Origin of the sequence: Pseudarthrobacter humi (assembly GCF_024294965.1) — a bacterium.
Taxonomy (GTDB): Bacteria; Actinomycetota; Actinomycetes; order Actinomycetales; family Micrococcaceae; genus Arthrobacter; species Arthrobacter humi.
On sequence record NZ_JANCLV010000004.1, the window covers coordinates 54355 to 68727 of the forward strand.

The window sequence follows — 14373 nt, forward strand, 5'->3', positions numbered from 1 at the left end:
AGATACCCCGCGCGAACGGCCACTTGAGGCCTTCCGATGGGAGTCTCCAAGGCCTTAAATGACCGTTCGCGCTGGTTGGAGGGGGCTCAAATGACCGTTCGCGCTAGTTGTCCGGCCAGTCGATGTGCTGTTCGTAGCCCTCGTGCGCGCGGAGATAGCGGGTAATGAAGGGGCAATGGGGGATGATCCGCTTGCCCGAGGCCACCACGTCGTCGAGCGCGAAATGGGCCAGCACCTTGCCCAGGCCCTGGCCCTGGAAGGCCTCGGCAGTGTCGGTGTGGAGGAAATCCACATGTCCGGGCAGGTCCCGGAAGAAGGACTGGACGGCGACCTTTCCACCCACCCGCAGCTCGTAGCGGTGATGCTCGTCATCCCTGGACAGAGAAACGTCGGGGCTGAACTTGTCCTCTGTGGAAATCATGTTCTCAGTCATGGTTCGACATTGGCACTACTTGGCCCTGCTGGCAATGGCCCCTCAGGCTGGCTGCCATCGTGGGCGACGCGTTCGGCACCGACATCGCCGGGGACACGTTCGGGCATCCGGCCCAGCAGCAGGACGGCCAACACAAAGCATGCCGCGCCGCCTCCGAGCAGGCCCAGCGTCAGGCCGTTGAGGGCAGCGTCCGCCACCGGAATGAAGACGACGACGGCGGCCGTCACCACCGCGGCGGCGGGCCGGCCGCGGGTGTGGACAGACGCCGTCGGACGTTCCTCAAGGTGCCCGAACGCGGCCAGCACCGGGAGCAGGAGGGCCACAACCCCCAGGAGGACGAGCGGCCGGGCCCACCACCATTCGGCGGTGCCTGCCGCGGGCTTGGGGAAGTCGGTGAGGAGCAGGAGCCCGGACATGGCCGCGAGCAACGGCAGGTGCCACAGGTACACGGTCATGGAGCGGCGGCCGGCAACCATGACCACCGCGCGGATCCAGCGCACGCCCGAAACCCAGCCGAGCCCCGGCCGGAAGAGCTGGAGCGCGGCAGCCTGGGACACGCCCAGGAGCAGCAGACAGAGGTTGGGCGGGTTGAGGTTGACCAGCATGTTTCCGGAGTAGAGACCCAGGCCGGTGACCAGCCCGAGCACCAGGTTGGCTGCCAGGATGAGCCCCACCAGGCCGGAGCGCGTGAGCCTGGCCAGGTGACCGTCGGCCATCAGGAAACCAAGCTGCTGTACGGCGCACCACAGGAAAACAAGATTTGCGTAGGCGAGCATGGGCAGCGCTCCGCGGAAGCAGTCGATGGCCACCACGAGGGCCGCCAGGACCGAAACGGTCAGCCAGGGCGCGCGCTCGTGGAACCGGGCCAGCAGCGGGATGTTGAGCTGGGCGGCCAGGTAGGCGGCCAGGAACCAGAGCGGCATGCCCGCTCCGGTGGTCATCAGCTGCACCACCTGGGCGTCCACGCCCAACAGCAGCGCGGCCCAGAACCCCAGGAACATCACCGCCAGGAGTGCCGCCGCCGGGCGGACCAGCCGCAGCAGCCGGGCCTGGGCAAACTCGACGCCCGTGCCGCCGCGGGCTCTCAGCCGCTGCCAGGACTGGAGGCCCGTGGTGCCGCCGGTCACGAAGAACAGCGGCATCACCATAAAGATCCAGATCACGGGCTCGAACCACGGCTGATCGCCCAGCGTATTTTTGGAGGTCACGGTGCCGTCCCCTTGCAGGACCGGGCTGACCATCATGCAGTGGCCCACCACCACCAGGGCCAGGCAGACGAACCGGACAAGGTCGATCACGAGGTCGCGCCGGACCGCCTGTTCACCCTGCGGGGCCGGCCCCGGCTCCTTCACACCACTCACGTGCAGTCCCAACATGCGCCGATGCTGTTGTTCACTCCATTGTCCGCCCGCGATGCGCTCCCGGCCAGAAATGCGTGCTCCCGGCCAGAAACGGGCACAACGTCAACTCAGCAGTGGTCGCTCAGGAGCGTCAGTCAGCCGGCAACGGCCAGCAACCCAAGCACGACGGCGAGCAACGGCGTCGTGCCTTGCAGAACCGCGGCGCGGAGGTATTTTTTCCCGCTGAGTGCCAGCACCGCGGCGGCGAGGAGCATGGAGCCGCAGGAGCTGAAGATCAGCGTCCAGCCCACCACGTGCTGCGCCGATCCGTCCGGGCCAAGCGCCATGCAGCCCACCCCGATGAACGCGCCGATGGCCAGGAACAGGTTGTAGAAGCCCTGGTTGTAGGCGAGGGGTTTGGTGGTCTCGGCGTCGGCCTGGGAGGCGAGGCCGAAGCGCTTCCACGTGGCCGGCGTGGTCCAGGTGAGGGACTCCATGGTGAAGATGTACACGTGGAGCGCGGCGGCGAGGAAGGCAAAAAGCAGGGAGGCCAGGATCATGTGCTGATCCTAGCCTCCCCAAAAACTCAACTGATGCGTCAGCGGCTGAGCATGCCCAACGCCGACGTGGCGAATTCCCTGGCCGAGGTGTTCCAGTGGCCCAGCAGGCCCTGGAGGTTCTCGCCGTCGGCCCGGTGCGCCGGCAGCTGCTCCTGGAGCGTGGACAGCACGCCGGTGCGGAGCTCGGTATTGAAGTTCACTTTGCCCACGTTCATGGCGGCGGCCTTGACCAGTTCCCCCGCCGGAATGCCGGACGCGCCGTGGAGCACCAGGGGAATGTGGGTCCGCACCGCAATGTCCTGCAGGACGTCCCAGCGCAGCTGCGGCTCGCCCTTGTACTTGCCGTGGACGTTGCCCACCGCAACAGCCAGCAGTTCCGCGCCGGTCCGGGCCACAAAATCCTCCACCTGGGCGGAATCCGTCAGGCCGGCCACTGCCACGCCGGCTTCGTCCGCGCCGAAGGCCCGGTCCTCGTCGCCGGCAAGGCCGCCGAGTTCCGCTTCAAGCACGACGTCGGCGCCCAGCACAGCGCGCGCGTCACGGACCAGTGCAATGTTGTCCTCATACGGAAGCGACGAACCGTCCGCGAGGACCGAATCCGCCCCCGCGGCGACGGCGTCGGCCATCACCTTGAGGTCCGTCGCGTGGTCCAGCTGGACGGCCACCGGAACGGATGCGGCGTCTGCCAGCCCGCGGAGCGCGGCGACCAGGCGGAGGCCGTTGGACGTGCCGGCCGTTTTGGGGGCCACCAGCAGGATGACCCCGTGGCCCGCGTCCTCGGCCGCGCCCACAACAGCCAGCGCAGTGGTGAAGTCGTAGCAGGTGAATGCGGGAACGGCCGAGCCCTGCTGGAGGGCGGCGGTGACGAGGTGGTCGAGTCGGGTGCGCATCAGACGCTCAGGCCTCCCACGAGGATCCAGGCCACGTAGGTCAGGATAAAGCCGGCCACGCCCAGGACAGTGGTGAGGACGGTCCAGGTCTTGAGGCCGTCCGAGACGGTGAGGCCGTAGTAGCGCACCACGGTCCAGAACCCGGCGTCGGTCACGTGGGACAGGCCCAGCGAACCGAAGCCGATGGCGATCACGATGACGGCGATCTGCGCCGGAGAGTAGCCGCCTTCCATCACGGCGGAGGTCAGCAGGCCGGTGGTGGTGACGATGGCGACGGTGGCCGAGCCCTGGGCTGCACGCAGTGCCAGGGAGATCACAAAGCCGAGCACAATGACCGGCAGGCCCAGGTGGTCCAGCGTCTGGGACAGCGCGGCACCGATGCCGGAGGTCCGCAGGACCTCACCGAACACGCCGCCGGCGGCGACAACCATCAGGATGGACGCGATGGGAGGCAGCGCGCCTTCGAAGATCTCGCCGGTTTCCTTCAGGGACCAGTTGCGGCGGACAGCGAGCAGGAAGAAGGACAGTGCAACAGCTACGAGCAAGGCGAAGAACGGGTTGCCGATGAAGGCAGCCAGGCCGTACCAGGAGTTGTCCTTCGGGATGGTGAGCGTGCCCAGGGTGCCGATGAGGATCTGCACGATCGGGGCGGCGATGAGGAAGATGATCAGGGCCGGACGCGGCGGGGCGATGCCTACGGCGCCGGGGCCTTGGTGGCCGACCTTGACCAGGGAGTCGGAACCGAATTCGTCCACCTGGGCCTTGACGCCGGGGAGGAGCTCATACTCCTTGCGGTTCATGATGCTGGCAACCCAGTAGGACAGGAATCCGAGCGGGACGCAGATGAGCAGCGAGATCAGCGTGATCAGGCCGATGTCGGCGCCGAACACGCCGGCGCCTGCCACGATGCCCGGGTGCGGCGGCACGGCGACGTGGATGGAGAGCATAATGCCGGCCATCGGCAGGCCGAACTTGACCGGGTGCACGTTGGCGATCTTCGCAAAGGCGTAGACGATCGGGACGAGCACAATGATGCCCACCTCGAAGAACACGGGGATGGCCACCAGGAAGCCGACCGCGGTCAGGGCCACGGCGACGCGCTTGGCGCCGAGCTTCTCGGTGAAGTGCGCGGCCAGCGACTGGACGCCGCCGGAAACCTCGATCATCCGGCCCAGGACGGCGCCGAGCGCGATCAGCAGGGCCACCTTGCCCATGGTTCCGCCCACACCGGTAGCGACGACGGTGAAGACGTCCTTCAGCGGGATCTGCGCGGCCACGGCCACGGCGATGCTTACGGTCAGCAGGGCCACAAAGGCCTGGATCTTGAAGCGGATGATCATCACCAACAGGACGGCGATGCCGATCGCCGCGATGGTGAGGAGCAGTGGAGTACCCAGCTCCACCGCGGGCTTGATGGCGGGGGCATCGGCCGCCCGCACCATCAGCGAGTTAATCAGGGGGTTCATTGCGGTGTCTCCTTCGACAAGCCAGTCTTCCAGAAGACGGGCTAGCGGGCGCTATTTCTTATGCTGCGTGAACGCTGGAAGATACGACGACGGCGGAGGGGGGACCGCCGTCGTCGTACGATTTTTTGGGGGTGCTTTAGCCGGGCTGCGGTCGTGCCGTGGTGCTTAGGCGGTGCGCTTGGTGGGCGCGACAACCTTGATGACTGCGGAATCGTCGGCGGCGGCGAGGCCCTGGGCCTGGCCCAGGAGGTACAGCTGCTCGGCGGCGGCGGCAACGGGGGTTGCCAGGCCTGCGGCGCGGGTGGCCTTGCCCACGATGCCCATGTCCTTGACGAAGATGTCCAGGCGGGACAGGACCTCGGCGCCTTCCTCGGTGTAGGCCTCGAGGATGCGGGGGCCGCGGTTGGAGAGCATAAACGAACCTGCCGCGCCGGCCTCGAGGGCTGCGAGGGTCTTGGCCTGGTCCAGGCCGAGCGCGTCGGCGAGGGCCATGGCCTCGGCGGCGGCCGCGATGTGGATGCCGCAGAGGAGCTGGTTGACGGTCTTGAGGGCCTGGCCGTCGCCGGGCTTGTCGCCCACCACGGTGAGCGTGGAGGCCAGCAGTTCGAGGGCCGGGCGGGCCTTCTCCTGGGCCTCGGGGGAAGCGCCGACCACGATCAGCAGGTCGCCTTCGCCGGCGCGCTTGGGGCCGCCGGACAGCGGCGCGTCCACGAGCTCAACGCCGTAATCGGCGAGGCGTGCCACGGTTGCGGGGATGGCTTCGGTGCCCACGGTGCTGCCGAGGATGACGACGGCGCCCGGCTCCAGCACGGAGGCCACACCGTTCTCACCGAAGAGGACGTCGTTGAGCTGCTCGCCGTTGCGGACCGCCAGGAGCAGGGCGTCGGCGCCCTTGGAGGCTTCCCGGGCGGAGGCGAACGTGCGGATGCCTGCTTCTTCGGCGAGCTTCAGGCGCGGCTCGGCGATGTCAAAGCCGTGAACGGTGAGCTCGCTGGCCAGTCGGGTGGCCATGGGCAGGCCCATGGCGCCGAGGCCCAGGACGGTGATGGTGTAGTTGCTGGTCATGGTGTTCTTCCTTGAATACTGGCGGGGATTAGAAAGTGCTGCTGAGCTTGCGGGTGACGTCGGCGAGGGACTGGTCATCGCCCACGTTGCCGGCGAACACGATGTACGGGATGCCCTTGGCGGGGCCGTCCACCGGCTCCCAAAGAGAGACGATGCCCGGCAACATGGGACCGCGGACAATGGCGTGGCGGATCTCCAGGCCGTGGGCGGCGACGTCGGAGGACGTGATGCCGCCCTTGGCGATGACGAAGCGCGGCGGGAAGGTCTTGAGGGTCCGGTTCACCACGGCGACGACGGCGGCGGACACCGTGCGCGCGATCCGCAGGCTCGCTGCGGGGTCATCGGTCTTGATGAGCAGGCGGCTGGTGTGGACGATGACATCTCCCCCGCGGAGTGCCTCCACGACGGTGTCAACCGTCTGGTCGAGGTGGGCGTCCCCGGCGCCCGTTTCGGTTTCGGCGGCGACTAGCTTCTCGACGTCGATCTCCACAATGCGCGCGGCGCTGTGCTGTTCGGTGAGGGCCTTGAGTTGGCGGGTGGTGACGCCCACGTGGGAACCCACCACGATCAGGCCGCCGGCCTCGGACGGGGTGTTGCCTGCGTAGGCTTCAGCGCCGGTGAGCTCGGTGCGGATTTCCTGGCCGATCCGTGCGCGGACAAACGGCGGTCCCACGCGGTAGAGCAGCTTCTTGCCGCGCCGTTCGGCTTCTTCCAGGCCCAGGGACAGGGCGCGGAGATCGTTCTCGGTGACGATGTCAGCGACGATCGGCGTGGAGTTGGTGGCAGGCTCGATGGCGTCGGCGATGGCCTTGGCGGTGATCTGCGGATCGGCAGAGGCCCGGATGATGTTCAGGTCCAGGACAATCACGGATTCCGCGGCGAAGCGGCCCTGTGACTTCTCTTCCACGTATTCGGTCATGTCCGAGTTGGCGAAGCCGAAGCTGGCGTCCTTGGCGAATTCGGTCTCGGCCACGGGGGTGAGCTTGCCGGCGTCGTCCCCGGTGCCGCGCATGTAGTGCACGCCGCCGATGGTCACGCGTCCGGCGTCGGGGAATGCCGGCACCAGCACAACGCCGTCGGTGGCTTCTCCGCTGACGTCGGCAACAGTGGCCGCAATGACGTCGGGCTCCAGCGGGTAGTGGCCACGGAGCGTGGAGTCGCTGCGGCTCACGAACCCCAGCCGCAGGCTCGAATCGGCACCGGCATCTGCGGAACCGGCGGCGGCCAGTGCGTTGCGGACCACTTCCTCATTGCGGGCCGCGGCTTCTGCGGGGTCCAGGCTGCGGGTGTTGGTCAGCACGTACACGGCAGGCTTCGCCTGGCCAAACGCCCAGATGAAGTCCTCCACGTCCCAGCGGGTGAGCACGGGCAGATCCGCAACGGACTGCGTTCCGGTGGGGTCGTCGTCGAGCACTACGAGCATCCGGGGGGTCTCCGCGCTGGACGCGGCGACGGCGTCGGCAACCAGGCGGGCGGGAATCCGGACTTCGGCCGGGAAGGTGGCCAGGATGTCTGCTTCAAGCGTCACAGTGCACTCCATTGTGTGGAAATCTAAGTATTGACGTAACTGTAAGATGTCTGACATCTAACATTTCAAATAGTGTGGCACAGGACATACAAACGCGCAAGTAGACTTGTCAGACATATCTGGCGACGCCGCAAGGGGGACGTATGGCACGGAAATCACTGGTGGGCGTTGTAGCCGACGAACTCCTGGACCGGATCATTGCCGGGGACTTTCCACCAGGATCCAGCGTGCCCGGCGAGCTGGAACTCAGCGCCAGGCACGAGGTAAGCCGGATGACGGTGCGCGAGGCCATGAAGACCCTGGAAGCGCAGCGGATCCTCAGTGTGGAACGCGGCCGCGGCACGTTCGTTAACCCGTTGAACCGCTGGGCTTCGCTGGAAGCTGTCCTGCGCGCCGCGTCAGAGGGACAGAACGAAGCCGCCGCCTCCGTGCAGCTCATTGAACTGCGCCGAATGCTTGAAACCGGGGCGTGCGAACTCGCGGCGGCCCGGATCAGCGACGCCGACATCCAGGCGCTGTTCGGCCATGTAGCGGCGATGCGGGCAGCCCATGAGGTCAACGACATTGCCGCCTTCGTGGAGGCTGACCTGGCGTTCCACGACCTGATCCTGCGCGCCTCGGAGAACGTTTTTGTGGCGGTCCTTTTCGCACCGCTGCACCGGGTGCTGGAGAAGCGTCGGGCCGAAACATCGGCCGTGCCAACCATCCAGGAGCACGCCATCGGACACCACCAGAACATCGCCGAGGCACTGGAATCGCGTAACCCGAGCAGGTCGCGCGAAGCCATGGACCTGCACATGCAACAGACCCTGGATGACCTCAAGAACCTGGTCCTCGAAGCGCCCTGACCAGAGTCCACTCCGAACTATTGGCTCTGGCCACGCTTCAGAAGTGCCACTAGTGTTCAAGAACGGCCCGCAACCGGGAATCGAAGGCGATCACGAGGAGCGAAGTTGTCCAACCACACGTACAGCATTACTGAAATTGTCGGCACCTCCGGAGAAGGCGTGGACGCGGCAGTCCGCAACGGGATCGCCGAGGCCGCCAAGACCTTGCGCAACCTGGACTGGTTCGAGGTCAAGGAAATCCGCGGTCACCTCGAAGACGGCAAAGTTGCCGACTGGCAGGTACGGATCAAGCTCGGTTTCCGCCACGAAAGCTGACCCTTCCAAGGTCTGAACAGTGATGGCCGCGTCCTTTTGGGCGCGGCCATCACTGTTCAGCCATTCGGCACGGCCCTGCCGGGCACTTCCTGCAACGAAGGTAGGACTGCCGGTCCTAGGAAAAACAGGCACACGGTCAAGGACTGACTATCGGCGCGAAAGTGCATAGGCTCGTACCGGAGCAGTTCCCGAAAGCGGTTTCCTGCCGGACATCCCGAGCCGGGAACCACCCTTCAGCACTACGAGGAGTACCCATGTCAGAAATCTCGCTGAACAACGGCGTCACTATCCCCCAGCTCGGCTTCGGCGTTTTCCAGGTTCCGCCGGAAGACACCCAGCGGATCGTTGAAGATGCCCTGGCAGCCGGCTACCGCCACATCGACACCGCCGCGGGATACCGCAACGAAGCAGGTGTGGGCGCTGCCATCGCAGCCTCGGGCATTCCGCGCGAGGACATCTTCGTGACCACCAAGCTCCGCAACGGCGATCAGGGCCGGGCCTGGGACGCATTCCAGGACACCCGCGAGGCGCTGGGTCTTGACTTCGTGGACCTCTACCTCATCCACTGGCCGGTCCCGTCACAGGGCCTCTACGTCCAGGCTTGGAAGGAACTGGAGGCCCTGTATGCCGCCAAGGCGATCCGTGCCATCGGCGTCTCGAACTTCCTTTCCGACCACCTGGACACCCTGCTCGAGTCCGCGAATATCGTACCCGCCGTGAACCAGATTGAACTGCACCCCAGCTACCAGCAGGCCAAGCTAGCCGCAAAAAGCCGTGCCCTCGGGGTTGCGGTGGAGGCCTACAGCCCGCTGGGCCAGGGTGGGGACCTCAACGGAAACGCCGTCACCGCCGTTGCGAAGGCACACGACGCCACCACGGCGCAGGTGGTCCTGGCCTGGCACCTGGCCGCCGGCAACATCGTCATCCCCAAGTCGGTTAACCCGTCCCGTATCCGCGAAAACTTCGCGGCCGCGGCCCTGACGCTGACCAACGACGAGCTCGCCTCCATCACCGCCCTTGAGCGGGGCGCGCGCATCGGTTCCGATCCCGCCGTCGCCGCTTTCACACAGCTGTAGCCAAAGCTGACCGAGCCTGCCGGCACCGATTCCGGCGGGCTCGGTCACCGGGTTCGCCACGTCCAACCACCAGCGAAGGATCCTCCGTATGCAGTACACGCACCTGGGCCGTTCGGGCCTGAAAGTTTCCCGGCTTTGCCTCGGCACCATGAACTTCGGCCCGCATACCGACGAGGCTGACGCGCACCGCATCATGGATTCCGCCCTGGACGCCGGCATCAACTTCTTCGACACAGCCAACGTCTATGGCGGCAGCGGGCACCGGGGCTGGACCGAGGAAATCATTGGCCGCTGGTTCGCGCAGGGCGGCGAGCGCCGCGAACGGACCGTCCTGGCCACAAAGCTGTACGGCACCATGACTGACCGCCCCAACGAGTCCAAGCTGTCCGCGCTGAACATCCGGCGCGCCCTGGACGCCAGCCTGAAGCGCCTCCAGACGGACTACATCGACGTGTACCAGTTCCATCACATTGACAGGGACACGCCGTGGGACGAGATCTGGCAGGCCATCGAAGTGGCCGTCCAGCAGGGCAAGATCCTCTACTCGGGCAGCAGCAACTTCGCGGGCTGGCACATCGCCCAGGCACAGGAAGCCGCCCGCCGCCGGAACTACACCGGGCTGGTCAGCGAGCAGTCCATCTACAACCTGTTCCGCCGCGAGGTGGAGTTGGAGGTCATCCCCGCGGCACAGCAGTATGGCCTCGGCCTGATCCCGTGGTCGCCGCTCCAGGGCGGGCTGCTGGGCGGCGTCCTGAAGAAGGAACGCGCGGGCGTCCGGCGCATCGAAGGTCGCGCCGCAGAAACGCTCAAGCAGCACCGGGACCAGATCCAGCAGTTCGAGGATCTCGCGGACAGGCTGGGGCACGTACCCGGCGACATCGCGCTCGCGTGGCTGCTTCACCAGCCGGCTGTCACCGCACCGATCGTGGGGCCGCGCACGCAGGAACAGCTCGACGCCGGCATCCGGGCGTTGGAGGTCACGCTCGACGCCGACGCGCTCAAGCGGCTCGACGACATCTTCCCGGGCCACCGGCCGGCACCGGAAGACTACGCATGGTGAATCCGTTGGATTCCGCGGCCGACACCGTGGCACCGCGGAGCATCCTTTTCCTGGGCGGCACCGGGGTGATCAGCGCCGCAGCGGCGGAACGCGCCGTCGTGCTGGGACACCGGGTGACCATCCTCAACCGCGGCCAATCGGGCAAGCCGGTACCGGACGGCGCGGAGGTCCTGCACGCGGACATCCGCGACCAGGACGCTGTGCGGGCAGTGCTGCAGGGCAGGGAGTTCGACGCCGTTGCGGACTTTATTGCCTTCACTCCAGATCAGGCGCGCTCCAGTATGGAACTGTTCCGGGGCCGGACCGGCCAGTACGTTTTCATCAGTTCGGCGTCGGCCTACCAGAAGCCGCCCACCCGGCTGCCGATCCTGGAATCCACTCCGCTGAAAAATCCGTTCTGGCAGTATTCGCGAAACAAGATCGCGTGCGAGGACCTCTTGTTCGAGGCCTACCGGTCAGAAGACTTTCCGGTCACCGTGGTGCGTCCCTCACATACGTACGACCGCACGAGGGTGGGCCTGCTGGGCGGCTGGACAGACATCCACCGGATGCGCACCGGCCGGCCCGTCATAGTGCACGGTGATGGCACCTCGCTCTGGACCGTGACGCACTCCAGGGACTTCGCAAAGGCCTTCGTGGGACTGCTCGGCAGGCCGCAGGCGGTGGGCGAGAGCTACACCATCACGTCGGATGAATACCTCTCCTGGAACCAGATCTATGGGCTGTTTGCGCGGGCGGCCGGGGTTGCCGAACCCGAACTGGTCCACATATCTTCGGAAACCATCGCCGCGCACAGCGCCGGACACAGCCCCCATCTGGGGCCAAGCCTCCTGGGCGACCGCGCCCACTCCGTAGTTTTCGACAACGCCAAGATCAAAGCCCTGGTGCCTGGCTTTGCGGCCACCATTCCCTTCGCGGACGGGACCCGGGAGATCGTTGACTGGCATGACAGCCACCCGGAACTTCAGGTGGTGGACCAGTCGTTCATGGATCTGAGTGATCGGCTGATCAGGTGGGCGCGAAGGCCTGCGGACTGACGTAGTGGGTGACTGGCGTGAGGAAATGCTGGTCCGGACAGCCGACAGCTCAGCGCTCAAGTATCCGGAGTGGCACGAACAGTACTCGACTACCAGGCAGCAAATATTCTCCGGGCATTCGAAGGCCAGGAAAGCGAAAGCACGGCAGACTGTTGAAATGACTCTCTCACCGCTCATCATGCTCAATGACGGCTACAGCATTCCGCAGCTGGGGCTCGGCACCTGGCCGCTGGACGACGAACAGGTGGCTGCCGCCGTCGTACAGGCCCTGGAAGCCGGGTACCGGCACTTCGATACGGCAGTGAAATACGGCAATGAGGAAGGCATAGGGAACGGCATCCGCGCAGGCGGGGTGGACCGGAGCGAAATCTTCGTCACTACCAAGCTGGACGGCCAGTTCCAGGGCGAGGACCGCGCGGTGGCGGGGTTGGAGGGGTCACTGACCCGCATGGGGCTGGACTACGTGGATCTGCTGCTGATCCACTGGCCGCTCCCTGCGCGTGATGAATTCGTCTCAACGTGGAAGACGTTTGAGCGGCTGCAGGCGGAGGGCAAAGTCCGGTCCATCGGCGTCTCCAACTTTAAGCCGGCACACCTGGAACGACTGATGGCCGCAACCGATGTTGTGCCTGCGGTGAACCAGATCCAGCTGAGCCCGGCGATTACCCGCGAGGCGGAACGGGAGTTCAATGCCGCGCACGGAATTGTCACGGAATCGTACAGCCCACTGGGCGGGTCGGGGGCAAGCCTGTTGGGCGCTCCCCTGCTTGCGCAGCTGGGTGAAAAATACGACAAGACCCCGGCTCAACTGGTGCTGCGCTGGCATATTGAGAAGGGACTTGTAGTCATTCCCAAATCAGGAAATCCCGAGCGGATGCAGGAAAACCTGGACATCTTCGACTTCGCCCTGGATCGGCAGGATCTCGCGGAACTTGCCATCCTGGACGAGGGGCCCGGCGCCGGCAACGATTCGGACGCGACAGGCCACTGAGAGGGCCCGAACAGGCTTTCCGCGGGGATTCAGAGTGGCGAAAATAAAGTAAGCATGATTAGTATTGGGGCAGAGGGACGAAGCGTGCCCGGGATCCGGGCACCTCCCTGATGTAGGAAAGAAGGAACGACAAAATGGGTTTCTTTGCATTTTTGATTCTTGGCCTTATTGCCGGCGCAATCGCTAAGGCGATCCTTCCGGGCAAGCAGGGTGGCGGCTGGATCATCACCCTCATCCTGGGCGTCGTCGGTGCGTTCCTCGGCGGCTGGCTTGGCGGAATGATTTTCGGTACCGGCCTGCAGGAGTTCTTCTCGCTGCAGACCTGGCTGCTCGCGATCGCCGGCTCGATCATCGTGCTGCTGGTTTACGGCATGGTCACGAAGCGCGGCGTCCGCAGCTAACTTCGTCACCGGCATGAATACCGGCCCCGGGGACAACATCCCGGGGCCGGTTTTCTTTACCCCGGCCAAGCGGACCGGGGACTGACACCTTCTCCACGAGCAGGAGTTCACCATGAAATCTAAACTTCTTTTGGGTATTGGCATCGCCGCCGGTTATGTCCTGGGATCGCGGTCCGGCCGCGCGGCGTACGACAAGCTCAAGGCCAGGACGGCGAGCATCTGGGACAGTAAGCCGGTCCAGGACAAGGTCAGTGCCGCCACGGAGGCCATCAAGGAGAAGGCTCCCGAGGTGGTGGAACAGCTCGGTGAGGCCGCACGCCGGGCGGGCACAGTCATCGGCTCGGCCGTCCACCACGACGCCGCGTCCGGCACCAGCACGTCCAAAACGTCCGGCGCCGGCGTTCCCGCCGACAGCACGCACCCGGAAACGGTGAACCCGGCGACATCGGACGTTGAGTCAGACCCCGCCCTCAACGACTGCCAGGGCCAGGACTGGTCCGGCGAAGGCGGCGCCACTGCTGCCGGCGCCGCCACGAACGTTGACCCCCGCCGCGAATGATCGGGGATCGTTGCCGGGACGTTACGCGGGATCTGCCGTGTGACACGGGAGCCACGTTGAAATTGTGCTAAAAATGGTCGTTGCTGGCCGCCGCGCTCCTTGGGGGACGCGGCGGCCAAGCACGTCTCAGGTTATGGCCAGATGCCGTCTCAGGTGACCAGCCCGGCAGCACCGAACGACACGCTGAACTGAACGCACCACAGGTCAACTGACGGGTACTTCGACAGGTCAACGTCGGCGGGAATCCGGTAAACCTGATTGCCCTGGTTTCCTTTGATCATGCCGAGGTCGTAGTAATCTGCGGAGCCGGCGGTGAACCACCCGGCTGTCCCTTCCACCACGTGAGCGGCACTTAACCAGACGTGCACATCCGGACCATTGGACGTATCCAGGTTTTCGAGCGTGAGCAGCCTGGCGCCGTCAGGCTGCTGTACGATCCGGACAGTTCCCATGGTGGCGTGTTCATGGCTGATCAGCGTACCCACAGCAAGCTGCACCGGGCCTGCAGGCATGGGTGCCGGAGTCGGCGCCAAGGGTGTCGACGGAATCGGTTGTGCTTGCGCTGGACTGCTGGCCACGATGGGGAGCTGTTCATCCACTCTCACATCCACAAAGAGAAGCCAGGGCTTGAACAGCACAAGTCCAATCACCAGACCCACCGCTGCAACGGCCGCCGCAGCGATCATCCAGGTCCGGCGTCGGTTTGGACTCTGCTTGTGGCTCATGGACTTTCCGCTCATGGAATCATCGTCCGCGTATCCGCTGACCGGCGCAACGGATCAGCCGTAGCCGGAATTTGCGGCT

At 65.6% G+C, this 14373-nt stretch carries 16 protein-coding genes; 8 read left to right on the forward strand and 8 right to left on the reverse strand.

Features of this window, described 5'->3' with window-relative positions; translation table 11 throughout:
* Window positions 1-103: 103 nt before the first annotated feature.
* The 7 genes from NFC73_RS07405 to NFC73_RS07435 all read right to left on the reverse strand — a co-directional run bounded on the left by NFC73_RS07405 (window position 104) and on the right by NFC73_RS07435 (window position 7282).
* Window positions 104-433 (reverse strand): GNAT family N-acetyltransferase, encoded by a 330-nt coding sequence (locus tag NFC73_RS07405; RefSeq protein ID WP_254748958.1) that lies wholly within the window; start codon window positions 431-433, stop codon window positions 104-106.
* Window positions 430-1809: an acyltransferase family protein gene (locus NFC73_RS07410; RefSeq protein WP_254748959.1), complete on the reverse strand. Its 1380-nt coding sequence runs from the start codon at window positions 1807-1809 to the stop codon at window positions 430-432. The genes NFC73_RS07405 and NFC73_RS07410 overlap by 4 nt, the downstream gene beginning before the upstream one ends.
* A gap of 119 nt (window positions 1810-1928) precedes the next feature.
* Window positions 1929-2333, reverse strand: coding sequence for a DUF1304 domain-containing protein (locus NFC73_RS07415; protein WP_254748960.1), 405 nt, complete (start codon window positions 2331-2333; stop codon window positions 1929-1931).
* Between the two features lie 38 nt (window positions 2334-2371).
* Window positions 2372-3223 (reverse strand): class II fructose-bisphosphate aldolase, encoded by an 852-nt coding sequence (locus tag NFC73_RS07420; RefSeq protein ID WP_254748961.1) that lies wholly within the window; start codon window positions 3221-3223, stop codon window positions 2372-2374.
* A complete protein-coding gene (locus tag NFC73_RS07425; RefSeq protein WP_254748962.1) occupies window positions 3223-4689 on the reverse strand; it encodes a GntP family transporter in 1467 nt (488 codons plus the stop codon). The genes NFC73_RS07420 and NFC73_RS07425 overlap by 1 nt, the downstream gene beginning before the upstream one ends.
* Before the next feature lie 165 nt (window positions 4690-4854).
* Window positions 4855-5754, reverse strand: a complete 900-nt coding sequence (locus NFC73_RS07430) for an NAD(P)-dependent oxidoreductase (RefSeq protein ID WP_254748963.1) — start codon at window positions 5752-5754, stop codon at window positions 4855-4857.
* Window positions 5755-5782: 28 nt separating this feature from the next.
* Window positions 5783-7282 (reverse strand): four-carbon acid sugar kinase family protein, encoded by a 1500-nt coding sequence (locus NFC73_RS07435; protein ID WP_254748964.1) that lies wholly within the window; start codon window positions 7280-7282, stop codon window positions 5783-5785.
* 143 nt (window positions 7283-7425) lie between these two features.
* Here NFC73_RS07435 and NFC73_RS07440 point away from each other — a divergent pair, with 143 nt between their 5' ends.
* The 8 genes from NFC73_RS07440 (at window position 7426) to NFC73_RS07475 (ending at window position 13569) form a co-directional block, all read left to right on the forward strand.
* Complete coding sequence (locus NFC73_RS07440) at window positions 7426-8130, forward strand: FadR/GntR family transcriptional regulator (RefSeq protein WP_248763112.1); 705 nt, start codon at window positions 7426-7428, stop codon at window positions 8128-8130.
* A gap of 105 nt (window positions 8131-8235) precedes the next feature.
* Window positions 8236-8445 (forward strand): dodecin, encoded by a 210-nt coding sequence (locus NFC73_RS07445; RefSeq protein WP_254748966.1) that lies wholly within the window; start codon window positions 8236-8238, stop codon window positions 8443-8445.
* Between the two features lie 254 nt (window positions 8446-8699).
* A complete protein-coding gene (locus tag NFC73_RS07450; protein WP_254748968.1) occupies window positions 8700-9521 on the forward strand; it encodes an aldo/keto reductase in 822 nt (273 codons plus the stop codon).
* An 88-nt stretch (window positions 9522-9609) separates the two neighbouring features.
* Window positions 9610-10581 carry an aldo/keto reductase gene (locus NFC73_RS07455; RefSeq protein WP_254748970.1) on the forward strand — a complete coding sequence of 324 codons (972 nt, stop codon included), beginning with the start codon at window positions 9610-9612 and terminating at the stop codon, window positions 10579-10581.
* Window positions 10575-11618, forward strand: a complete 1044-nt coding sequence (locus NFC73_RS07460) for an SDR family oxidoreductase (protein WP_254748972.1) — start codon at window positions 10575-10577, stop codon at window positions 11616-11618. The genes NFC73_RS07455 and NFC73_RS07460 overlap by 7 nt, the downstream gene beginning before the upstream one ends.
* Before the next feature lie 157 nt (window positions 11619-11775).
* Window positions 11776-12609: an aldo/keto reductase gene (locus NFC73_RS07465; RefSeq protein WP_254748975.1), complete on the forward strand. Its 834-nt coding sequence runs from the start codon at window positions 11776-11778 to the stop codon at window positions 12607-12609.
* Between the two features lie 134 nt (window positions 12610-12743).
* Window positions 12744-13010, forward strand: a complete 267-nt coding sequence (locus tag NFC73_RS07470; protein ID WP_254748976.1) for a GlsB/YeaQ/YmgE family stress response membrane protein — start codon at window positions 12744-12746, stop codon at window positions 13008-13010.
* A gap of 112 nt (window positions 13011-13122) precedes the next feature.
* A complete protein-coding gene (locus tag NFC73_RS07475) occupies window positions 13123-13569 on the forward strand; it encodes a hypothetical protein (protein ID WP_254748977.1) in 447 nt (148 codons plus the stop codon).
* Between the two features lie 149 nt (window positions 13570-13718).
* On the opposite strand, the gene NFC73_RS07480 is transcribed toward NFC73_RS07475, so the two are convergent.
* On the reverse strand, window positions 13719-14309 hold the full coding sequence (locus NFC73_RS07480) for a DM13 domain-containing protein (RefSeq protein WP_254748978.1): 591 nt from the start codon (window positions 14307-14309) through the stop codon (window positions 13719-13721).
* Window positions 14310-14373: the final 64 nt, after the last annotated feature.